This is a genomic window from Duganella aquatilis, from assembly GCF_009674565.1.
In the GTDB taxonomy this organism is placed as follows: domain Bacteria; phylum Pseudomonadota; class Gammaproteobacteria; order Burkholderiales; family Burkholderiaceae_D; genus Rugamonas; species Rugamonas aquatilis.
In genome coordinates, this window is the sequence record NZ_WKJL01000024.1 from 1 (window position 1) to 20,915 (window position 20,915).

The window sequence follows — 20,915 nt, forward strand, 5'->3', positions numbered from 1 at the left end:
GGCTGGCGGCGCCGCGCGTGCGGCTGGTGACGCGCTTTCCGCTCGGGCTGTTCCGCGCCTGGAGTTACTGGCAGCCGGATGCGCGGGTGCTGGTGTATCCGGCGCCGGAGCTGCCGGCGCCGCCGCTGCCCGCCGCCGGCGCGGCCAGCGAGGATGGGCATGGCACGGTGGGGCTGGATAATTTCGCCGGCATCCGCAGTTATCAGGCCGGCGATCCGCTGCGGCATCTGGCTTGGCGGCAGATCGCGCGACTCGATCCGGCGCTGGGCGGGCAGCTGGTGACCAAGCATTTCGAGGGCGGTGCGGTGGCCGAGCTGACGCTGGATTTCGCCGCGCTGCCCTTGCAGCTGGACCTGGAGCGCAAGCTGGCGCGCCTGGCGCGCTGGGTGCTGGAGGCCGAGCAGCGCGCGCTGCCCTACCGCTTCCGCCTGGCGCAGCACGACTACGGCCCGGCCCTCGGCGACGCCCACCGCGCCGCCTGCCTGCGCGCACTGGCCCTGTTCGGCCAGCCGGAGCAGCCATGAGCGCCACGCCGCTGGCGCAAGGGCTGACGCGCGACAAGGCCGACACGCTGCTGTTGCTGGCCGCCGCGCTGATGGTGCTGGCGCCGCATTTCGGCCATCTGCCGCCGTGGATCGGCGCGCTGGCCTGCGCCACGCTGCTGTGGCGCGCCGCCCTCACCTGGCTGGGCAAGCGCCTGCCGCCGGTGTGGCTGCTGCTGCCGATCGCGCTGGCCGCCATGGCCGGCGTCTACCGCAGCTACCACACGCTGCTGGGCCGCGACGCCGGCGTCGCCATGCTGGTGCTGCTGCTGGCCTTCAAGCTGCTGGAGATGCACGCCAAGCGCGACCTGTTCGTGGTCACCTTCCTCGGCTTCTTCGTGCTGCTGACCAGCTTTTTCTATTCGCAGTCGATCCCGGCCGCGCTGTGGGTGGCGCTGACGCTGGTGCTGCTGCTGACGGCCCAGCAGTCGTTCCAGTACACCGGCGCCGTGCCGCCGCTGGCGCGCCGCCTGCGCGCCACGGCCAGGCTGGCGGCGCTGGCCACGCCGCTGGCGCTGCTGCTGTTTGTCGGCTTCCCGCGCATCCAGGGCCCGCTGTGGGGCCTGCCGGGCGACGCCGCCGGCGCCAGGACCGGTCTGTCCGACAGCATGGCGCCCGGCACGCTGTCGTCGCTGGCGCAGTCCGACGAAGTGGCGTTCCGCGTGCGCTTCTTCGGCGCCGTGCCGGCGCAATCGCAGCTGTACTGGCGCAGCATCGTGCTGGGCGACTACGACGGCCGCACCTGGACCCGCGTGCCGCGCAAGCGCGGCCTGCAGCGGCTCGACGTGGCGGTCAGCGCGCGCGGGGCGCCGCTGCGCTACGAAACCACGGTGGAGGCCAGCAATACGCGCTGGCTGGCGCTGCTGGAGCTGGCCGGCCCCACGCTGCAAGTGCCCGGCCACCGGCTGCGCGATTCCGACGAGATGGAGCAGTTCACCGCCGATCCCATCACGCGCCGGGTGCGCTTCGAGGCCAGCGCCTACCTGGATTTCACGCTGCAGGCCGGCGAGCGGCCGCAGCGCATGACGCACTGGCTGGAGCTGCCGGCCGGCTTCAATCCGCGCACGCTGGCGCTGGCGCAGCAGCTGCGCGCAGCCGCCGCCGGCGCCGACGCGCCGCAGCAACTGAGCAACGCCGTGTTGCAACGCTTCCGCCGCGACGGCTACCGCTACACGCTGGAGCCGCCGCTGACCGGCGCCAACGCGGTCGACGATTTCCTGTTCGGCAGCAAGGCCGGCTTCTGCGAACACTACGCCGGCGCCTACGTGGTGCTGATGCGCGCCATGGGCGTGCCGGCGCGGGTGGTCACCGGCTACCAGGGCGGCGAGCGCAATCCGGTCGACGGCTATCTGACCGTGCGCCAGTCCGACGCCCACGCCTGGGCCGAGATCTGGACCGCGGCCGGCGGCTGGCGGCGCGTCGATCCCACCGCCGCGGTCGCCCCCGAGCGCGTCGAGCGCAACCTGGCGCGCGCGCTGCCGCGCCCCGCCGCCTTCGGCCTGGCGCCGCTGCTCGACCTGCAGAACGATGCGGATTCGTGGCTGGCGCAACTCAGATTTGCCTATGCCGCGTTGAATAATTCTTGGAATCAATGGGTACTCGATTACAATCCTGAGAGGCAGCGAAGTTTCCTTGAAGAACTAGGCGCGGCGGTCGGCACCTGGCGCACGGCACTCGGTGCGGCGCTGGTCGCCGGGCTGCTGTGGCTATTACGCTGGCAGCGCCGGCGCCAGCCGGCCGATGCGCTGGCGGCGCTGTACGCGGCGTTTGGCCGGCAGCAGGCCCGTCACGGCTACGCGCGCGGGGCGGCCGAGGGGCCGCGCGACTACGCGGCGCGGCTGCGGACGATGCCGGCCAGCGCGGAAAAACACGCTGCCATGGACCAGTTTTTGCACCTGTACGGCCAGCTGATGTACGGCGCCGGCGGGACCGAATCACGCAAGGCGTCGCTGGCGACGCTGAAAACCTTGTTATCCTTATGCCGATGAAGACTTTGATCACCGCCCTGCTGCTCAGCGCAGCCACCGTCAGCCACGCCGCGCCGGTCGACCCGTACGGCTACAAGCTGCCGCCAAGCATGCAGAAAAAGAAAAAGGCCGCGCCGCCCAAGAAGAAAGCCGCGCCGGCCGTCGACTATGTCGGCGAGTTCGTCAACTTCGGCGACTGGAAAGAGGTGCGCGCCTTTCTGGACGACCTGGCCGCGCGCGACGGCTTCGACCGCGCCGAGCTGGGCGCGCTGATCAACCAGGTGCGTTATGTCGACGCCGCCGTGCAGCTGGTCAAGCCGGCGCCGCCCGGCAAGCCGAAGAACTGGCAGGCCTACAGCAAGCTGATGATCGATCCGGTGCGCATCGACGCCGGCGTCAAGTTCTGGAACGATAACGCCGAAGCGCTGGCGCGCGCCGAGTCGCTGTACGGCGTGCCGGCCGAAGTGCTGGTCGGCATCATCGGCATCGAGACCGTGTACGGCCGCAACACCGGCCGCTTCCGCGTGCTGGACGCCATCACCACGCTGGCGTTTTCCTATCCGGAGGCGCCGCAGCGGCGCGAGCGCATGGAGTTCTTCCGCGGCGAGCTGGAGGCGACCTTGCTGTTCGCGCGCCAGGACGGCGTCGACCCGCTGTCGCTGAAAGGCTCGTTTGCCGGCGCCATCGGCATGCCGCAGTTCATGCCGAGCAGCCTGATGAAATATGCGGTGGACTTCGACGGCAGCGGCAAGATCGACCTGCAGAATTCCGCCAGCGACGCCATCGGCAGCGTGGCGGCCTTCCTGGCCGGTCACGGCTGGCAGCGCGACGTCGGCGGGCCGGTGGTGTACGCGGCGGCGGTGTCGCCCAACCGCGCCTGGGAGGGCATGCTGAACCAGGGACTGGCGGCCAAGTACCGCAGCGCCGAACTGGCCACGGCCGGCGTCACCAGCGCCGTGCCGGCGCCGGATCAGTTGTACGGCCTGGTGGATTTGCAGAACGGCGCCGAGCCGACCGAGTACTGGCTGGCCAACAACAACTTCTTTGCCATCACGCAATACAACCGCAGCTACTTCTATGCGATGTCGGTGGTGGAACTGGGACGGGCCGTGCGCCTGGCCAGGGCGCCGAATCCGGCGTCAATATCCGCTTCAGGGATGTAAGCAAGCGTAAATCGGCTTGTACCGTGCGGTCCGACACGGTATTGTTTTGTTGACACTTGGAAATATTTTGTACACACTTGCGGCAGCAGCTCAATTAAATAGGCTGCTTTACAACGCAATTGTTATACAACTAACTTTAATCGTTACACAAAGTGCGCACGAATGAGGTTAGCACAAAAGTCGGTGTATAATTCTCACACAATGTTGCAGACCGACAACAATACCCTGCGGGAAGAGCTTTTTTGTATTGCTGCTGAGTATTAGATTGCGGAGTGTTGTACAATTGTGTATATATTATGAAACTTGTTATCCTGGAATCCGTGTCCGTGTGTGACTTCTCCTGTTAAGGATTGGACATTGGCGCAGCAAAGCTCCGAGTGTTGTACTTTGCAGGACAACTTTACAGAAGGAAAAGACGACATGACAAACCAAGTCGGCATAGACATGAACAACGATGCGGATGGCGATGATCTGCTGCAGTACAATCCCAACCGCCTGCTCGATACCCTGATCGAGAACCTGCGCCTGAAAAACGACGCAGCCCTGTCGCGCGCGCTGGAAGTGGCGCCGCCGGTGATCAGCAAAATCCGTCACCACCGCCTGCCGGTGGGCGCCTCGCTGCTGATCCGCATGCACGAAGTGAGCGACCTGAGCATCCGCGACCTGCGTTACTTGATGGGCGACCGCCGCAACAAGTTCCGCATCAGCGACAAGCAGTTCAAGCCTAAAGAAGGCGAAACCCCAGGCGGCGGCAGCAACCAGGGCTGATCCAGCCCCTGTTGTACCGCCCTGACGCAGCGCCCTCCTCCCTTTGACCAGGGGATGAGGGCGTTGTTGTTTTAAACCGGGGTCAGTGCCGACATTCGGACATTTCGCTCGCGAAATGTCCGAATGTCGGCACTGACCCCGGTTGGGGTTTACGCCGGGAACACGCCGGTCGACAGGTAACGGTCGCCGCGGTCGCAGACGATGAATACGATGGTGGCGTTTTCCACCGTCTGCGAAATGCGCAGCGCGATCTCGCAGGCGCCGGCCGCCGAAATGCCGCAGAAGATGCCTTCCTCGGCCGCCATGCGGCGCGCCATCCTTTCGGCCGCCGCCTGCGACACCGATTCCACGCGGTCGACGCGCGAACGGTCGTAGATCTTCGGCAAATACGCCTCCGGCCACTTGCGGATGCCGGGAATCGACGAGCCTTCCTCCGGCTCGGCGCCGATGATCTGGATCGCCGGATTCTGTTCTTTTAAATAGCGCGAGGTGCCCATGATGGTGCCGGTGGTGCCCATGGCGCTGACGAAGTGGGTCACGCGGCCCTCGGTGTCGCGCCAGATCTCCGGCCCGGTGCCCTCGTAGTGGGCGCGGGCGTTGTCCTGGTTGGCGAACTGGTCGAGGATGATGCCCTTGCCGTCCTTTTGCAACTGCTCGGCCATGTCGCGCGCGTACTCCATGCCGCCGGTTTTCGGCGTCAGCAGGATCTGGGCGCCGTAGGCGGCCATGCTCTGGCGCCGCTCGACCGACAGGTTTTCCGGCATCAGCAGCAGCATCTTGTAGCCGCGGATGGTGGCTGCCATCGCCAGCGCGATGCCGGTGTTGCCGCTGGTGGCCTCGATCAGCGTGTCGCCCGGCTTGATGTCGCCGCGCTCCTCGGCGCGCAGCAGCATCGACAGCGCGGCGCGGTCCTTGACCGAGCCGGCCGGATTGTTGCCTTCCAGCTTGCCGAGGATGATGTTGTTGCGGGCGGCGGCATCGGCGCCAGGCAGGCGCGTCAGCTGCACCAGCGGCGTGTTGCCGATCGTATCTTGCAGGGTCTTGTAAGCCATCGTCTTCTTGTTTGAGGTCGCCAAAACAACCATTTTAGCCGAGTTGCCGCAAAGCGGCCCGCTACCCCCTAAGACTTTGGACGGGCGGCCCGGCTTGCGCTAGACTGGCAACATTCGTGCAACCAGCTTCATTACCCCGAAACCGCCATGGCTACCCCCTCCTCCGAACTGCTGCCGGAAGAAACCCCGGACGAACCGACGCCGTCCAGCGACGTCTTCAACCTGGAGCAGCGTCGCCACCAGATGTTCCCGACCCTGAGCGCGGCCGACATCCGCCACATGCACCGCTTCGGCCATGTGGTGTGCTTCAAGAACGGCGAAATGATCTTCGAGGCCGGCAAGACCAGCTTCGGCCTGATGCTGGTGCTCCAGGGCGGCATCGAAGTCAACCGCTATGACGGCCTCGGCAACACCTCCTACGTGACCACCCACCAGCGCGGCCAGTTCAGCGGCGAGGTGGCGCAGCTGTCGGGCCGCCCGGCGCTGGGCAATGGCCACGCCGTCGGCGATGTCGAGGTGCTGGTGGTGCCGTCCGATTCGCTGCGCCAGCTGCTGGTGGCGCACGCCGAGCTGGGCGAACGCATCGTGCGCGCGCTGATCCTGCGCCGCGTCGGCTTGATCGAGCACGCCTCGGGCGGCCCGGTGATCGTCGGCCCGCGCGGCCACGGCCGCATCCACACGCTGCAAACTTTCCTGCAGGCTAACGGCTATCCGCACCTGGTGCTCGATCCGGAACATAACCAGCAGGCCGCCGACCTGATGCAGCACTATCAGCCGGTGGCCGATGAGCTGCCGCTGGTGGTGTGCCCGGACGGCGCCGTCAAGAAGAATCCGAGCGTGGTCGAGATCGGCCGCTGCCTGGGCATGCTGCCGCCGCTCGACACCGACAAGGTGTGGGACGTGATCGTGGTGGGCGCCGGTCCGGCCGGGCTGGCGACGGCGGTGTATGCGGCCTCGGAAGGCTTGTCGGTGCTGGCGCTGGAAACGCGCGCCTACGGCGGCCAGGCCGGCGCCAGCGCACGCATCGAAAACTACCTGGGCTTCCCGACCGGCGTCTCGGGCCGCGCGCTGGCCGGCCGCGCCTACGTGCAGGCGATGAAGTTCGGCGTCGAGGTGGCGATACCGGCGCCGGCCGGCCGCCTGGTGTGCGACACCTATCCGCTGCAGGTGGAAATGTGCGGCAGCCTGCAAATGCTCAAGGCCAAGACCGTGGTGCTGTCCTGCGGCGCGCGCTACCGCCGGCCGTCGCTGGCCAACCTGAAGCAGTTCGAGGGCAAGGGCGTGTACTACTGGGCCTCGCCGGTCGAGGCCAAGCTGTGCAAGACGGAAGAGATCATCCTGGTTGGCGGCGGCAACTCGGCCGGCCAGGCGGCGGTGTTCCTGTCGGGCTACGCGTCCAAGGTGCACATGCTGATCCGCAAGGAGAGCCTGTCGTCCACCATGTCCAGCTACCTGATCGAGCGCATCCAGGCCACGCCGAATATCGAACTGCATACCTGCACCGAAATCATCGCGCTGGAAGGCGACGAGGACGGCCTCAAGCAGGTGCGCGTGCGCAACGCCAAGACCGACGAGGAATGCGATTACGACGTCTGCCGCGTATTCCTGTTCATCGGCGCCGATCCGAACACCGGCTGGCTGGCCGACTGCGGCGTCGATGTCGACGCCAATGGCTTTATCCGCACCGGCTTCGATGTCACCAAGTCGCAGTGCAAGGCCAACTTTGCCAACGGCGTCTATCCGCGCGATCTGCCGTCGCGGGCGGCGCTGGAGACCAGCGTGCCGGGCGTGTTTGCCATCGGCGACGTGCGCGCCACCTCCACCAAGCGCGTGGCGGCGGCGGTGGGCGAAGGAGCGGCGGTGGTGTCGCAGATCCACCAGTTCCTGGCCAACCTGCCGGCGGACAAGCTAGTCAAGGTGTAACTGCTGGCGCAGGAAAGCCAGGCGCTGCGCCGGCAGCAGTTGGCTGAAGACGTTCATCACCGGCGCCGACGCCAGGAACGCGTGCTGTTCCGGCGCCGGATTCACATGCCAGTCCGTGGCCTTCGTCCATGTGAGCAGCGCCGCGGGCAGTTCCAGCCGGCGCGCCTCCTCGACACCGCGTTGCAACACCACGCGCGCGACGCCTTCCAGCCAGTGCCATTTATTGCCCTCGGCCAGCCGCAGCACGAACAGCACATCATCGCTGGCTGACAGGCGTTGCAGGATGACGGCGAACGGCACGTAAGCGCCATGCCGGTGCACCAGCTGCACGGCGAACTTGCGCACGCGCGGCGAGGCGTCGTCCATGGCGGCCAGCGCAATCTGGTCCTTGTCCTGTTCGGCCAGCTTGAACCACAGCGCCAGCGCCGTCGCGCGCAGCACCGGATATTCGCTGCTGCGGAAAGACTGGATCAGCGGCAGGTCGGCCCTGTCGCACAGGGACGCCAACATGGTCAGGCAGATGCGCGTGCGCAGCACCGCATGCGGCCCCTGCGCCAGCACCTCGCGGTAGTAGCCGCCCACATCGACGCCGTTTGCCTGCAGGTAGCCGACGGCGGTCTGGCGCGCCGATGACTGCACATCTTCCAGCGCCGCCGTGGCCAGTTCTGTGCGCGCCTGGTCCGGCATCGCCAGCAAGGCTTTCAGGGCCAGCGTTCTGACCGCGCCAAAGTGCGAGCGCGCTGCGGCGCGATAGGCCATGCCCTGCTCCGCCGGCGCCAGTTTCGCGCACAGTTCAACGGCGCGCCGTGCCAGCACGATGTCGTCGTGGCGCGCCAGGATCAGCGCAATCAGGGCGGCTGGCGCCAGCAGGCGGTGCGTGTCGAGCACCGACACGATCGCGCGCGCCACCTTGATCTCGGCCTCGCGCGCCGCTGCGCACAGTTCGTCGACCGACATCCTGCGAATCAGCAGCTGCTCGAATTCCGCCAGCCAGCTGGCATAGTCGCCCCGGCCCTGGCGCAGGACCTGCGGCGCCAGCGCCAGCAGCTCGTCCACCGGCACCAATGGCAACAGCCTCAGCAAGGTATCGCGCGCTGCCTGCCGCACCTCCGGCACCCAGTCGTCGAGGCGCGCGGCGACTTCCGGCAGCAGCGCCGGCAACGCCAGTTCGGCGCATCGTCTCAGCACCGCCTCGCGCACATAGCCGGACGAACACGCCGCGTACTCGCGCAACACGTCCTCCGAGTCGGTGGCAACGACCATCCGCAACACAAGATCAAAATAATTCATGGAGTAAGTATGCCACCCGCCCGCAGCCGCGCCAACTTGCCCAAAAACAAGCCGAGGATATGCACAGGGGGTAGATATTCCGCCTCCTTCTGGAGACGTCTCTATTTCGGTGTTCTGCTTTTGTCTGCTTTTATATATTTTGAACTCCCCGCCCTGCGGACGGTCTAACAGACAGAAACAGAAAACAATAGAACAAACCAGAAAGGAGAACCAGCATGAATGCCGCAGGGACCCGCAACCTACCACCCCCACCTATACTCCCGGCAATAGTTTATGACGAGCTCCGCAGTTATCTGCGCGAGAGCGGCAGCACACTATCGGCCAGCGAAGCGCTGATCAAAGCCGTGCAGTTCTGGATCGCCAAGGGCCGCGCGGACGCCATCCCGTCGCGTGGCTATCAATGGAAACAGCTGTTCCTGCCGGAGGGCACACGCCTGCGGATGCGCTTCAACGAACGCTGGTACACCGCCGCCATCGCTGGCGACAACCTTGTTTATAACGGCAAGTCCGTCTCGCCCAACCAGATGGCGGTCAAGGTGGCGGGCGACGGCCGCAATGCCTGGCATGAAATCTGGGTACTATTGCCCGGCCACAAGCAGTGGGCCAACGCCGCCATGCTGCGCGCGCAGCTAATGAAGCAGAGCGTGAAAGTCCCGCCTACCGCAGCCGAAGCCATGACCATCGCCGCCAAGGCCATGAGCGACGCCCTCAGCACCGCGCTGACGCTGGTGGCGCACGCCAACGATCAGGCGCAAAACACGCTGGAACGCCGCCTGCCCAAATACCGCCGCGCCTGGGACCAGCTGGAAGATGTGGAGTAGCGCTACAGCCCCTGCTGCTTCAGCGCCTCGATGTCGACATCGCCGTCGTCGACGAGCCGCTCCCAGCCGGGAAACTTGCCCAGTCCCTGGCTGCGGGCAATCGACAGCAGCAGGCTCTGCCCCGCCACCGATTTCTCCGGCGGCTGCTGGTACACCGGATCGGCAAACGCCAGCGCCGGCGTGGTGATGGTCCAGCCCATGTCCTTGAACTGCTGGATCGCGTCCTTCAGCCACAGCGCGTTGATCAGATTATGGTGCATCAGGATCACCTGCGGAATGTCGCGCCCCTCCAGATGCCGCGACAAATCGCGATAGGCCAGCGCGCGCTGGCGGATGTGCGACAGATACACCTGCCGGATCGGCGCCAGGTCGGCCTGCGGATTCTTCTCCAGCACCTGCACCAGTTTCTCGTCCAGCCGCCAGTCGCTGGTGTCCAGGCTGACGTAGGCGTTGCGGTAGCCGGTCTGCTTGAGGAAGGCGCGCATGCCGTCGCGCTTCTCCGGCGTGTTCCCTTCGCGCAGGAAGGTGAAGCGGAACCACTTCTGGTAGCCCGGCAGCGTCGACGTGATCTTGTCGCAGTCGGTGATCTCCTGCTGGTACTGCGCCAGCGTGACCTTGGCGCTGTTCAGGTCCAGGTGCGTCATCGTATGGTTGCCGACCGCATGCCCGGCGCGGCCCCACGCCTGCGCCAGCGCATAGCCGGCCGGCTGGTTCGCGCCGTTGTCGCAGGTGACGAACAACGCCGCCGACACCTGCTGCGCCGCCAGCGCATCGAGCAAGGCCTGGTTGCGCTGCTGCGGCGACAGCAGCGGCGTCTGCGCCACGCGCGGGCCGTCGTCAAAGGTGAAGGCGACCGATTGCGCCTGCGCGCCGGCGCTCAACACTACAAGCAGCGCACCGAGGATGCTTTTCATACCGTGACTCCCAGGCGCCGCAGCTGCGCGGCCTGATAAGCGCCGAAGGCGTCGTTGAACAGGCAGCGGATAAGCGGATCGTCGACGATGTCGGCATCGGCCGGCGCGCCGTCGATGCGCATGTACATGGAGGTCAGCGACTCGCCCAGCGCCAGCCCGGCATACAGCTTCGCCAGCGGAATCTCGGTGGTCCAGGTGGGCGCTTCCTCGTCGTCGCTCAGCGCGATGCTGTCGCCGTGGATGCGGTAGCGGAACTGCCGCACAGCGCCAGCGTGGTCGTACACCGACAGCTGCCACACGCACGGCGTGGCGAAGTAGCTGTCTTCCGGCAGCTCCATGTCTTCATAGCGTTCCAGCAGGCCGCCGCGGCAGAAGTCCAAAGCCAGCGCCGCCTGCTCCGCCGTCAGCGGCGCGAAGTGGCGCGCGATGTCGGCAGTGGGCGGCGGCACGATGTCGGCGTCGTATTCGTAGTCAACATCCTGCGGGCCGGCCGGCAGCACCCACGGCAGCGGCGCGGCCGGCGTCAGCGCGTCGGCCGTCAGCAGCACCGACACCGACGGATTCAGACGCACCACCTGCGCCGACGGCAGCCACGCGCCGATCGCCTGCGCAAACTGGCGATAGGTGATCGGAAACATGGCGTGGTTGTACCACGACCACGGCTCCTGCCGGAACTGGCAGGAACTCGGCACCACGTAGCGCGGCGCCAGCGCCTGCAGCTGCTCCGGCCATTCCTCCGGCAGCGCCACCGGCCCGCGCTCGGCGCGCGACGGCGCGATCACATCCACCTCGCGCATGGTCTGAAATGGCCACAGCACCATGTCCCACGGCGCGTAAGGCTTGAGCTGCTCCAGCGTCTCCGGGTCCATCCATGCATCGACTACGTTCAGCACATTCAGGCCTTCGGCGCGGATCTGAAACATGGAATCGACGTCCGCCTCCAGCGCGCGGCGCGGAATCACCTCGAAGGCGCCGACCGTCACCGGCGCATCCACCGCCAGCGCCTGCACGTTGGCAAAGCCCAGCGCGCGCAACATGGCGAACAGTTCGTCGAACAGGCAATACAGATAAACCGGCGTGGTGCGGTCCAGCAGGTCCAGGCTCTCCATCGAGCAGTGGTCGTCGTGGAAGTGCGAGATGAACACGGCGTCCGGCCGCAGCGCGCGGATCTGCACCGGATCGAAGCGCGCATCCGGGAAGGCGTGGCAGTTCCGGCTGAACGGATTTTCGAAGACCGGGTCGAACAGGATCTGCGTGGCGCCACTTTCAAAGACGTAGCCGGCGTGAAGGATGCGGGAGATTTTCATAGACCGCATCATCTCATGCCAGGGCATGCCGCGTCATCTGATGCGGTCGCACGGCGGATGCTTGCCAGCGCATTTCATCGTGCGCACACGGCTTCCGCCACCGACAGCACCGGCAAGCCTATTTTGCTGGCCGCGGGAAATCAGGATCATAGGTTCAGTTTTCCGGTGTTAGTTCAGTCGATGGATTCCACGTAAGGCTGGTAGATCGCAACCAGGCGCCGCATGCGCGGCAGATGGAAACGCAACTCCAGTTCCATGGCCCGTTGCCCCATCAGTGCCTGCGTGAAGAAGCGCTTGCCGATGACGCTGTGAAACAGCACCTGCGCATCCTTGAGCTTTTTGCCGGCGGCCCGGTCGATCAGGATCAATTGCGGCGGATATCTGAACATCGCCGCGCCATCGGTCTTGTCGATCAGTACCGCCCAGGCCTGCGGGCTATCGCCCTGCTGCACAAACACCAGACGTTTGGCGCTGCTCAGCGCTGCGCTGTAGGGAAAGTCGGGCGCCAGCTCGGCCATCAGCGCCAGATTCACCGCCGGCGTCAACATGCCGTTATGGTCGCCGTCCAGCACGATGCGATGCTCGGGTTGGCACAATGCCCACCAATAGCTGTTGTCGTAGGCCAGCGGCACGCTCTGGTCGCGCACCGCCGGCAGCGCCTCTTTCGGCCACAGCAGCAATGGCGGCGTCAATGTACATTGCTCGCACGCCGCCACATACCAGTTCAGTTCATTGCGCGCAATCTCGAAGGCAGCATGCCGCTGCTCGGTGTCAAGCAGCCGGGTGGCGACCGCATCGGCTGTCAAATCCCATGGCGCCGCCGACGATCGCTGAAACACCGATAACTGTCCGGTCTCCAGATAGTTTCGGTAGGCCTGCGTCCCGGCCGGCGGCACCGCCGGCGCATCCGGCAACCACGCCTCACCAAAGCGCAATTGCAGGCGCCGTTGTAATTCCTCGATCATATAAGCCCGCCCCGCCTCGTTGATCAGCGGCGGCGGCAGCTGATCCCGCAACCACAGTTCGCGCGCATAAAAGGCGGACCACCCTTCGGCGATTTCCTGCTCCATCAGCGCCAGCCAGGCGTCGAACAGCGCCGCCGCCGACGCCGTTAATGTCGCGCACAATCGGGTCGCGAAATCAGCTTGTTGCAATTACCGTCTCCTCTCATCATTTAAAACCAGCTCTGGAACCAGGAAATCGTCCCGTCCAGCCAGCGGCCATTGTTCCAAATCGACCTGAAGTCCGTCATCGGGCACACACGGCCTGCGCCACCGATTGCACCGGCAAGCTCAGCTTTTTCCCGCAATACTGCACTTGCAGGAACTGCACGACCTTGCTGCGCTCCGGCTTGCCGACCTGGAGCAGCGTATCGAAGCCGTCGTGCCAGCGGTAGACCACCACGTCCTCGGCTGTGGCGTCAAGCACATCCTGGGAGATGGAAATGGTCGCCACATACGGCCGTGGCTCATCCTTGGCATAAATCAACAGCGGGCTGACGAACGCGCTCACCTCAAATTCCCCATCATACGGCGGAGGCTGGTCAAAATGCTGCTGGTCGTAGAAGGAGCGGATGGCTTGCTGATTGCCGAAACGGCGCCAGCCGCTCTTGCTCCCCAAGAAGATAAAATCCTTCAGCCGCGGCTGTTCCAGCGCAACGCCATCGCGATGCGGCGGTTGCGCCGCCGTACTGACCCAGTCGCACCAGCCGTCGCCATTGATGTCCAGCTGATGACTGAATGGCGCATTGCCGGCCGTGCTTGCGTTCGGATAAACCTGATTGAGCAGCTTGCCCGGGTTGCCGGGAGGCGCCAGGCAGGCGCGCGCGGGCGTCAGTGACAGCTCAGCCACCGGCGTGGCGTGGACCGGCGCGCCGCTGATGGCAATGGAGAAAAACAATAATTTCATGTACCCCTCAATGGTGACCAGGTAAATAAACAGCCCCGCGAAGCAAGGCTGTTATAGGAAGGCCACCGCTTATTTGGCGGCCTTGGCGGGGGCGCCGTCCTTGGACTTGCCGTTCACCTGCAAGCCGGCTTCGGAGAGGCGGGTGGCGTTCTTGGGACCGATGCCCTTGACGCGCGTTTCAAGATCGGACCAGTCCTTGAACTCGCCCTTCTTGCGTTCTTCCAGGATGGCCTTGGTCTTGGCCGGTCCCAGACCGCGCACGCTGTCCAGCGCGGCCTCGTCGGCCTTGTTGACGTCCACCTGCGCCCAGGCCAGCGTCATGCTGGCCACCAGCGCGGCCACTACCAGCAATAGTTTCTTGATCATGATGTCTCCTTGGTTGTCGGCAAGGGCGACCATCGCACCTTGCGTCCTCCATAACGGCCCCTGCATGTCCACGTTGACCCGTCCGCCTGAGCCAGATCAAGCCGCTTATTTCTCGCAGGTGTAGCCGCTACCGCATATGGTCCGCGCCATGTCATTATTAAATAATTATCACGTTAAACATAAAAAAGCCCCGCACGGTTCGCACCGGTGCGGGGCCTTGCAAGCTCAAAAGCGCGCTCAGGACGGGAACAATTCCTCGCGCGTGACGGTGGCCGTGCCCAGCTTGCCGACCACGATGCCGCCGGCGCGGTTGGCGGTTTCCACCGCCTCCTGCCAGCCGGCGCCTGCGCCCAGCATGCAGGCCATGGTGGCGATCACGGTATCGCCGGCGCCGGAGACGTCGAACACCTCGCGCGCCTGCGCCGGCATGTGGAACTGGGCGCCGTCGGTGTACAGGGTCATGCCCTCTTCCGAGCGGGTCAGCAGCAGCGCGTCGAGCCGGAGCTGAGTGCGCAGCGCCTGCGCCTTGGCGGTCAGCTGCTCCTCGCTGCTCCACGAACCGACGATGTGCTTGAACTCCGACTTGTTCGGCGTCAGCATGGTGGCGCCGCTGTAGCGCGTGAAGTCGTCGCCTTTCGGATCGACCATCACCACCTTGCCGGCCGCGCGCGCCGCCGCGACCATGTCGGCCACCGCCACCAGGCTGCCCTTGGCGTAGTCCGACAGCACGATGACGTCGTAGTCGGCCAGCAGCGCCTTGAACTGCAGCAGCTTGTCGCGCAACACGGTGTCGGTCGGCGCTTCCTCGAAATCGATGCGCACCATCTGCTGCTGGCGGCCGATCACGCGCAGCTTGATGATGGTGGAGATGGCCTCGTCGCGCTTCAGGTAGCTGCGGATGCCGTCGCCTTCCAGCAGCCGCTGCACCTCGTCGCCCGCCTCGTCGTTGCCGACGATGCCCAGCAGGCCGGCCTGCGCGCCCAGCGCGGCGGCGTTGCGCGCCACGTTGGCGGCGCCGCCCAGGCGCGCCTCGCGCCGCTCGATGCGCACCACCGGCACCGGCGCTTCCGGCGAAATGCGGCTGACATCGCCGAACCAGTAACGGTCCAGCATCACGTCGCCGACCACCAGGATGCGTACTTTGTCCAGATTCGTCGTCACGGTCGCCTCGTCAGCTGCGGGTCAGGATGGAACGGCCGATGCCGTGGTACTCAAAGCCGGCCTGCGCCATCACCTCCGGTTCGAACAGGTTGCGGCCGTCGAAGATCACGGCCTGCTTCAGCGCCGCCTTGATCCGGTCGAAGTCCGGCGCGCGGAACGCCTTCCATTCGGTGACGATGACCAGCGCCTCGGCGCCGTCCAGCGTGTCCATGGCGCTGGCGGCGAAGCGCACGCGCGCCAGTTCCTCGGCGCTCAGGTCCAGCGCCAGCACGCGCTGCGCCTCGGTCATGGCGACCGGATCGTACACCGCCACGGTGGCGCCGGCGTCCAGCAGCTGGCGCACCAGCACGCGGGCCGGCGCTTCGCGCATGTCGTCGGTGTTCGGCTTGAAGGCCAGGCCCCAGATGGCGAAGTGCTTGCCCGCCAGGTCCGCGCCGAAGCGCTGCACCACCTTGCGGCCCAGCACCAGCTTCTGCTTGTCGTTGACCGCCTCCACCGCGCGCAGGATCAGCAGGTCCTGCTGGTACTGGCGCGCCGTGCGTTCCAGCGCCTGCACGTCTTTCGGGAAGCACGAGCCGCCGTAGCCGGCGCCGGCGTACAGGAAGCTGTGGCCGATGCGCGGATCGGAGCCGATGCCGTGACGCACCGCCTCGATGTCGACGCCGACGCGGTCGGCCAGGTTGGCCAGTTCGTTCATGAACGAGATGCGGGTGGCCAGCATGGCGTTGGCGGCGTACTTGGTGAACTCGGCCGAGCGCACGTCCATCCAGAAGGTGCGCTCGTGGTTGCGGTTGAACGGCGCGTACAGCTTCTTCATCAGCGCCGCCGCCTGCAGGCCTTCGGCGCTGCTGTCATGGCCGATGACGATGCGGTCCGGGCGCATGAAGTCTTCCACCGCCGCGCCCTCTTTCAGGAATTCGGGATTCGACACCACCGAGAAGCCGGCGTCGACGCCGCGCGCGGCCAGCTCTTCCCGCAGCGCCGTTTTCACGCGGTCGCCGGTGCCGACCGGCACCGTGGACTTGTCGACGATGACCTTGAAGCCGGTCATGTGCTTGCCGATGTTGCGGGCGGCGGCCAGCACGTATTGCAGGTCGGCCGAGCCGTCTTCGTCGGGCGGCGTGCCGACCGCGATGAACTGCACCTCGCCGTGCGCCACCGAGGCGGCGACGTCGGTCGAGAACTGGATCCGGCCGGCGGCGCGGTTGCGCGCGACCACTTCTTCCAGGCCCGGCTCGTGGATCGGGATGCCGCCGTTGTTCAGCAGGTCGATTTTCTTCTGGTCGACGTCGAGGCAGAACACGTCGTTGCCCAGCTCCGCCAGGCAGGCGCCGGTGACCAGGCCAACGTAGCCGGTGCCGATAATGGTGATTTTCATGGTGTGTGTAAGCCTTTAATTCATGACATTCAATTCTTCGGTGCGGCGCGGCGGGTAGGTCTCCCAGCGGCTGCAGCCGGGGCACTGCCAGTAGAACTGGCGCGCCTTGAAGCCGCAGTGGCTGCACTGGTAGCGCGCCAGCTTCTGGGTGTAGCTGTGCACCAGGTTCTTCACCATCGACAGCTCCGACACCAGGTTCGGCGGGGCGTCCATCAGGCGCGCTTCCAGCAGCTTGTCGAGGCCCAGCAGGGTCGGCGTGCGGCGCAGCTCATTCGAGATCAGCTGCTTGGCCGCGTCCATGCCGTCCAGCTCCAGCACCGCCTTGTAGACCACTTCGATCAGATCGATCGACGAGGCCTGTTCCAGGTAGGATTTCAGCAGGTTGACGCCCTCCTGCGGCCGGCCCACCTTGCGGTAGCCGTCCATCAGCCGCTGCGCCACCAGCGCCACGTGCGGCACGCTGATCTGCTCGACGCGGCGCCAGGTCATCAGCGCGCCTTCGACATCGCCCAGCGCCAGCTGGGCGTCGCCGGTCAGCATGGTGGCGCGCACGTTGACGCGGTCGGCCAGCAGCGACTTGTCCAGCAGCTCCAGCGCCTGTTGCGGATGCAGGTGCACCAGCGCGTCCTGCGCCAGTTCGCAGTAGAACTGCGCGATCTGCTTCTGGCGCGAGCCGGCGCCGGCTTCCTGCAGGCCGATGGCGGCCTCGATCGCGCGCGGCCACTCCTTCTCGCGCTGGAAGATCTCCAGCAGCGCGCGGCGCGCCTGCACCGCGTACTGGCCGTGCAGCATGGTGTTGAAGGTTTCCTCGGCGCGGTCCAGCAGGCCGGCCTTCAGGTAGTCCATGCCCAGTTCATACTGCGCGTGCTCCTTCTGCTCCTGCGGCAGATCCGGGCGCGCCAGCAGGTTCTGGTGCACGCGGATGGCGCGTTCGGTCTCGCCGCGGCGGCGGAACAGGTTGCCGAGCGCGAAGTGCATATCGGCCGATTCCGGGTCCAGCTGGAGGATTTCAATGAAGGCGTCGACCGCCTTGTCCTGCTGGTCGTTGAGCAGGAAATTCAGGCCCTTGTAATAGCCGCGCGGCAGCGTGCGCGACTCGGACAGCAGTTGACGGATGTCGACGCGCGCGGCGAGCCATCCCAGGCCGAACAGGATAGGGATGCCCAGTAACCACCAGAGTTCTAATTCCATGTGTGTCTATTTTTTTATTGTGGGGTGACGCTGTCGGGCTGCGGCTGGCGCGTGGCCTGCTGCGCCGAGGTTTGCAGCGTGTGGATGGTGGTCTTGTGCTTGTTCGTTTCGCGGCGGTGGCGGAACACGGTGGGCGTCAGCGCCAGCACGCCCAGCACGGCGCCAGCGACGAAAAAGCCCAGCAGCATCAGCACCAGCGGGCCGCGCAGCTCGTAGTGCAGGAACAGATGCAGGTCGACTTCCTGCGAGTTTTTCAGCGCGAAGCCGAAAAACAAGACGAATATAACGAAGCCTATAAGGGTGGAGATGAATTTCATCAGCCGGTGTCCTGTGGTGTTAGTTCCGAGAGCGCCAGTATCGCACTAGCGCCCGCAAAAAAAAAGCGGCCTCCCGAGGGATGCCGCTTTTTATTTCCAGCGTATGCTTCAGTCCTCGATGATCGGTTGCCCAACCATCGCGTCAACCCGCTCGCGCAATTGCTTGCCCGGCTTGAAGTGAGGCACCCGTTTTTCGGGCACCATCACCTTGTCGCCCGACTTCGGATTACGTCCGATGCGTGGCGGCCGGCTGTTGAGGGCAAAGCTGCCAAAACCGCGGATCTCGATGCGCTGACCAGTCGACAAGGCGTTGGTCATCGCATCCAGTATGGTCTTGACGGCATATTCCGCATCCTTGGCCACCAGCTGAGAATAACGCTCAGCCAGGCGGTTGATGAGCTCGGACTTAGTCATCGACTAGTTCTTAGTTTTTGTTGTCCAGCTTGGCTTTCAGCAGTGCGCCCAGGCTGGTGGTGCCCGAAGCGGCGCTGCTGTCCGAAGCGATGTTTTTCATCGCTTCAGCGGTGTCAGCCGAGTCTTTCGCTTTGATCGACAGCTGGATCGAACGTGCTTTACGGTCGATGTTGATCACCAGAGCTTCGACGGAATCGCCGACTTTCAGGTGGGTGCCAGCATCTTCCACGCGGTCACGCGAGATTTCCGAAGCGCGCAGGTAGCCTTCAACTTCTTCCGACAGTTGGATCACGGCGCCTTTAGGCTCCACCGATTTCACGGTGCCGGTTACCAGCGAACCTTTGTCGTTCATGGCGGCGAAGTTGTTGAATGGGTCACCTTCCAGTTGCTTGACGCCCAGGGACACGCGCTCGCGCTCAACGTCGATCGCCAGAACGATGGCTTCCAGTTCGTCGCCTTTCTTGAACTTGCGCACGGCTTCTTCGCCGGACTCGGTCCACGACAGGTCGGACAGGTGCACCAGGCCGTCGATGTTGCCAGCCAGACCGATGAACACGCCGAAGTCGGTGATCGATTTGATCGCGCCTTTGACTTTGTCACCTTTCTTATGGGTCACGCCGAAGTCGTCCCATGGGTTGGCTTTGCACTGTTTCATGCCCAGCGAAATACGACGACGCTCTTCGTCGATTTCCAGAACCATCACTTCTACTTCGTCGCCCAGTTGGACAACTTTGTTTGGAGCGACGTTTTTGTTGGTCCAGTCCATTTCCGACACGTGCACCAGGCCTTCGATGCCTTGCTCAACTTCGACGAACGCGCCGTAGTCGGTCAGGTTGGTGACTTTACCGAACAGACGGGTGCCTTGTGGGTAACGACGGGACAGACCGGTCCAAGGATCGTCGCCCAGTTGTTTCACGCCCAGCGAAACACGGTTTTTCTCTTGATCGTATTTCAGGACTTTGGCGGTGATCTCTTGACCCACGGTCAGCACTTCCGATGGGTGACGCACACGACGCCATGCCAGGTCGGTGATGTGCAGCAGGCCGTCGATGCCGCCCAGGTCCACGAACGCGCCGTAGTCGGTGATGTTTTTCACAACGCCGGTCACCACGGTGCCTTCTTTCAGCGTTTCCATCAGTTTCTGACGCTCTTCGCCCATCGAAGCTTCGATGACGGCGCGACGCGACAGAACCACGTTGTTACGCTTGCGGTCCAGTTTGATGACTTTGAATTCGAGGGTTTTGCCTTCGAACGGGGTGGTGTCTTTGACCGGACGGGTGTCGACCAGCGAACCTGGCAGGAAGGCACGGATGCCGTTGGTCAGAACGGTCAGACCGCCCTTGACTTTGCCGTTCACGGTACCGACGACGATCTCGCCCGATTCCATTGCTTTTTCCAGTGCCAGCCACGAAGCCAGACGCTTGGCTTTGTCGCGCGACAGGATGGTATCGCCGAAACCATTTTCCAGCGATTCGATGGCCACGGAAACGAAGTCGCCTACTTTGACTTCCAGTTCGCCTTGGTCATTTTTGAATTCTTCAACAGGGATGAATGCTTCCGATTTCAGGCCGGCGTTGACGATCACGAAGTTGTGATCCAGACGAACGACTTCAGCCGAGATCACTTCGCCCGAACGCATGTCTTGACGCGACAGGGATTCTTCGAAGAGGGCTGCAAAACTTTCCATATTAGACATTGTTGCTTCCAGGTTACCAGTAAGGCTCGCGGTATGCGTCTTCAACTGGGTTAGGTTGATAAAAGATGCTACTTGGTGATACTGGCGTACCATTTCAAGACCTGGTCGACTGCTTCGTCAGCATTCATTTCCGAGGTATCGAGCACATGCGCCCCCTCTGCGGGGACCAGCGGCGCGATGGTCCGGTGTGTATCCCGGTCGTCCCGCGCCTGCAAATCCATCAGTAGGTCTTCCATCTTAGCAGAAAAACCCTTGTCTATCAATTGCTTATATCGGCGCCCCGCGCGCGCCGCCACGGAGGCGGTCAAAAACACCTTCAGCGGGGCGTGCGGGAAGATCACCGAGCCCATGTCGCGGCCGTCCGCCACCAGCCCCGGCGCCTTGCGGAAGCCCAGCTGCAGCCCCACCAGCGCGTGGCGCACCGCCGGGAAGGTGGCGATCTTGGAAGCCGTGTTGCCGACCTCTTCGGCCCGGATGGCGTCGCTGACGTTTTCATGCGACAAAATGATGTCGCCGCCCTGGAAACTGCAGTGCAGGTGCTCGGCCAGCTTGGCCAGCGCGTGCTCGTCGGCCAGGTCGGTGCCGCGGCGCAGCGCCGACAGCGCAGTCAGGCGGTACAGCGCGCCCGAGTCCAGGTAATGGAAACCGAGCTTGTCGGCGACGCGATGCGCGACCGTGCCCTTGCCGGAAGCGGTCGGGCCGTCGATGGTGATGACTGGAATCTGGGAAGTTGGCAT

At 64.7% G+C, this 20,915-nt stretch carries 20 protein-coding genes; 6 read left to right on the forward strand and 14 right to left on the reverse strand.

Annotation, left to right across the window (positions count from 1 at the left end; translation table 11 throughout):
* The 4 genes from GJ698_RS24250 to GJ698_RS24265 all read left to right on the forward strand — a co-directional run.
* A partial coding sequence (locus GJ698_RS24250) for a DUF58 domain-containing protein (protein WP_154360441.1) occupies positions 1-524 on the forward strand: 524 nt, incomplete at its 5' end.
* Positions 521-2,530 carry a transglutaminase TgpA family protein gene (locus GJ698_RS24255; RefSeq protein ID WP_154360442.1) on the forward strand — a complete coding sequence of 670 codons (2,010 nt, stop codon included), beginning with the start codon at positions 521-523 and terminating at the stop codon, positions 2,528-2,530. The genes GJ698_RS24250 and GJ698_RS24255, both read left to right, overlap by 4 nt.
* Positions 2,521-3,672 carry a lytic murein transglycosylase B gene (mltB, locus tag GJ698_RS24260; protein WP_154360443.1) on the forward strand — a complete coding sequence of 384 codons (1,152 nt, stop codon included), beginning with the start codon at positions 2,521-2,523 and terminating at the stop codon, positions 3,670-3,672. The genes GJ698_RS24255 and mltB overlap by 10 nt, the downstream gene beginning before the upstream one ends.
* Positions 3,673-4,092: 420 nt before the next feature.
* Positions 4,093-4,440, forward strand: coding sequence for a hypothetical protein (locus GJ698_RS24265; RefSeq protein WP_154360444.1), 348 nt, complete (start codon positions 4,093-4,095; stop codon positions 4,438-4,440).
* Positions 4,441-4,589: 149 nt separating this feature from the next.
* On the opposite strand, the gene cysM is transcribed toward GJ698_RS24265, so the two are convergent.
* Positions 4,590-5,492, reverse strand: a complete 903-nt coding sequence (cysM, locus tag GJ698_RS24270) for a cysteine synthase CysM (protein WP_154360445.1) — start codon at positions 5,490-5,492, stop codon at positions 4,590-4,592.
* A 147-nt stretch (positions 5,493-5,639) separates the two neighbouring features.
* On the opposite strand from cysM, the gene GJ698_RS24275 reads away from it, so the two are divergent.
* Positions 5,640-7,415, forward strand: a complete 1,776-nt coding sequence (locus GJ698_RS24275; RefSeq protein ID WP_154360446.1) for an FAD-dependent oxidoreductase — start codon at positions 5,640-5,642, stop codon at positions 7,413-7,415.
* On the opposite strand, the gene GJ698_RS24280 is transcribed toward GJ698_RS24275, so the two are convergent.
* Entirely contained in the window at positions 7,401-8,678 is a 1,278-nt protein-coding gene (locus tag GJ698_RS24280; RefSeq protein ID WP_154360447.1) for a hypothetical protein, read from the reverse strand. The two genes, GJ698_RS24275 and GJ698_RS24280, sit on opposite strands and share 15 nt — an antisense overlap.
* 242 nt (positions 8,679-8,920) lie before the next feature.
* On the opposite strand from GJ698_RS24280, the gene GJ698_RS24285 reads away from it, so the two are divergent.
* Positions 8,921-9,526: a hypothetical protein gene (locus GJ698_RS24285; RefSeq protein WP_154360448.1), complete on the forward strand. Its 606-nt coding sequence runs from the start codon at positions 8,921-8,923 to the stop codon at positions 9,524-9,526.
* A gap of 2 nt (positions 9,527-9,528) precedes the next feature.
* On the opposite strand, the gene GJ698_RS24290 is transcribed toward GJ698_RS24285, so the two are convergent.
* The 12 genes from GJ698_RS24290 to cmk all read right to left on the reverse strand — a co-directional run bounded on the left by GJ698_RS24290 (position 9,529) and on the right by cmk (position 20,915).
* Positions 9,529-10,440 carry a polysaccharide deacetylase family protein gene (locus tag GJ698_RS24290; protein WP_154360449.1) on the reverse strand — a complete coding sequence of 304 codons (912 nt, stop codon included), beginning with the start codon at positions 10,438-10,440 and terminating at the stop codon, positions 9,529-9,531.
* Positions 10,437-11,747, reverse strand: coding sequence for an MBL fold metallo-hydrolase (locus GJ698_RS24295; protein WP_154360450.1), 1,311 nt, complete (start codon positions 11,745-11,747; stop codon positions 10,437-10,439). Before GJ698_RS24295 ends, GJ698_RS24290 begins: the two co-directional genes overlap by 4 nt.
* 173 nt (positions 11,748-11,920) lie before the next feature.
* Positions 11,921-12,901 carry a hypothetical protein gene (locus GJ698_RS24300; protein WP_154360451.1) on the reverse strand — a complete coding sequence of 327 codons (981 nt, stop codon included), beginning with the start codon at positions 12,899-12,901 and terminating at the stop codon, positions 11,921-11,923.
* 94 nt (positions 12,902-12,995) lie between these two features.
* Entirely contained in the window at positions 12,996-13,655 is a 660-nt protein-coding gene (locus GJ698_RS24305; protein WP_154360452.1) for a hypothetical protein, read from the reverse strand.
* A gap of 69 nt (positions 13,656-13,724) precedes the next feature.
* Complete coding sequence (locus tag GJ698_RS24310; RefSeq protein ID WP_154360453.1) at positions 13,725-14,021, reverse strand: ComEA family DNA-binding protein; 297 nt, start codon at positions 14,019-14,021, stop codon at positions 13,725-13,727.
* 237 nt (positions 14,022-14,258) lie between these two features.
* Positions 14,259-15,182 carry a D-glycero-beta-D-manno-heptose-7-phosphate kinase gene (gene rfaE1, locus GJ698_RS24315; protein WP_371865430.1) on the reverse strand — a complete coding sequence of 308 codons (924 nt, stop codon included), beginning with the start codon at positions 15,180-15,182 and terminating at the stop codon, positions 14,259-14,261.
* A 10-nt stretch (positions 15,183-15,192) separates the two neighbouring features.
* A complete protein-coding gene (locus tag GJ698_RS24320; protein WP_154360454.1) occupies positions 15,193-16,560 on the reverse strand; it encodes a UDP-glucose dehydrogenase family protein in 1,368 nt (455 codons plus the stop codon).
* Between the two features lie 15 nt (positions 16,561-16,575).
* Positions 16,576-17,751 carry a lipopolysaccharide assembly protein LapB gene (lapB, locus tag GJ698_RS24325; RefSeq protein ID WP_154360455.1) on the reverse strand — a complete coding sequence of 392 codons (1,176 nt, stop codon included), beginning with the start codon at positions 17,749-17,751 and terminating at the stop codon, positions 16,576-16,578.
* A 14-nt stretch (positions 17,752-17,765) separates the two neighbouring features.
* On the reverse strand, positions 17,766-18,068 hold the full coding sequence (locus GJ698_RS24330) for a LapA family protein (protein ID WP_154360456.1): 303 nt from the start codon (positions 18,066-18,068) through the stop codon (positions 17,766-17,768).
* A 108-nt stretch (positions 18,069-18,176) separates the two neighbouring features.
* Positions 18,177-18,482, reverse strand: coding sequence for an integration host factor subunit beta (locus tag GJ698_RS24335; protein WP_072787195.1), 306 nt, complete (start codon positions 18,480-18,482; stop codon positions 18,177-18,179).
* 10 nt (positions 18,483-18,492) lie between these two features.
* Positions 18,493-20,271 (reverse strand): 30S ribosomal protein S1, encoded by a 1,779-nt coding sequence (gene rpsA / locus GJ698_RS24340; RefSeq protein ID WP_267874839.1) that lies wholly within the window; start codon positions 20,269-20,271, stop codon positions 18,493-18,495.
* A complete protein-coding gene (gene cmk, locus GJ698_RS24345) occupies positions 20,247-20,915 on the reverse strand; it encodes a (d)CMP kinase (protein ID WP_154360458.1) in 669 nt (222 codons plus the stop codon). Before cmk ends, rpsA begins: the two co-directional genes overlap by 25 nt.

Excerpts from the sequence above, each read along its gene's own strand:
- GJ698_RS24285 (WP_154360448.1), top strand. The coding sequence starts at position 8,921 with ATGAATGCCGCAGGGACCCGCAACCTACCACCCCCACCTATACTCCCG.
- cmk (WP_154360458.1), bottom strand. The coding sequence starts at position 20,915 with ATGCCAACTTCCCAGATTCCAGTCATCACCATCGACGGCCCGACCGCT.
- lapB (WP_154360455.1), bottom strand. The coding sequence starts at position 17,751 with ATGGAATTAGAACTCTGGTGGTTACTGGGCATCCCTATCCTGTTCGGC.
- GJ698_RS24255 (WP_154360442.1), top strand. The coding sequence starts at position 521 with ATGAGCGCCACGCCGCTGGCGCAAGGGCTGACGCGCGACAAGGCCGAC.
- cysM (WP_154360445.1), bottom strand. The coding sequence starts at position 5,492 with ATGGCTTACAAGACCCTGCAAGATACGATCGGCAACACGCCGCTGGTG.
- GJ698_RS24330 (WP_154360456.1), bottom strand. The coding sequence starts at position 18,068 with ATGAAATTCATCTCCACCCTTATAGGCTTCGTTATATTCGTCTTGTTT.
- GJ698_RS24280 (WP_154360447.1), bottom strand. The coding sequence starts at position 8,678 with ATGGTCGTTGCCACCGACTCGGAGGACGTGTTGCGCGAGTACGCGGCG.
- GJ698_RS24305 (WP_154360452.1), bottom strand. The coding sequence starts at position 13,655 with ATGAAATTATTGTTTTTCTCCATTGCCATCAGCGGCGCGCCGGTCCAC.
- rpsA (WP_267874839.1), bottom strand. The coding sequence starts at position 20,271 with ATGGTACGCCAGTATCACCAAGTAGCATCTTTTATCAACCTAACCCAG.
- GJ698_RS24310 (WP_154360453.1), bottom strand. The coding sequence starts at position 14,021 with ATGATCAAGAAACTATTGCTGGTAGTGGCCGCGCTGGTGGCCAGCATG.
- GJ698_RS24335 (WP_072787195.1), bottom strand. The coding sequence starts at position 18,482 with ATGACTAAGTCCGAGCTCATCAACCGCCTGGCTGAGCGTTATTCTCAG.
- GJ698_RS24275 (WP_154360446.1), top strand. The coding sequence starts at position 5,640 with ATGGCTACCCCCTCCTCCGAACTGCTGCCGGAAGAAACCCCGGACGAA.
- GJ698_RS24265 (WP_154360444.1), top strand. The coding sequence starts at position 4,093 with ATGACAAACCAAGTCGGCATAGACATGAACAACGATGCGGATGGCGAT.
- GJ698_RS24290 (WP_154360449.1), bottom strand. The coding sequence starts at position 10,440 with ATGAAAAGCATCCTCGGTGCGCTGCTTGTAGTGTTGAGCGCCGGCGCG.
- GJ698_RS24320 (WP_154360454.1), bottom strand. The coding sequence starts at position 16,560 with ATGAAAATCACCATTATCGGCACCGGCTACGTTGGCCTGGTCACCGGC.
- GJ698_RS24295 (WP_154360450.1), bottom strand. The coding sequence starts at position 11,747 with ATGAAAATCTCCCGCATCCTTCACGCCGGCTACGTCTTTGAAAGTGGC.
- mltB (WP_154360443.1), top strand. The coding sequence starts at position 2,521 with ATGCCGATGAAGACTTTGATCACCGCCCTGCTGCTCAGCGCAGCCACC.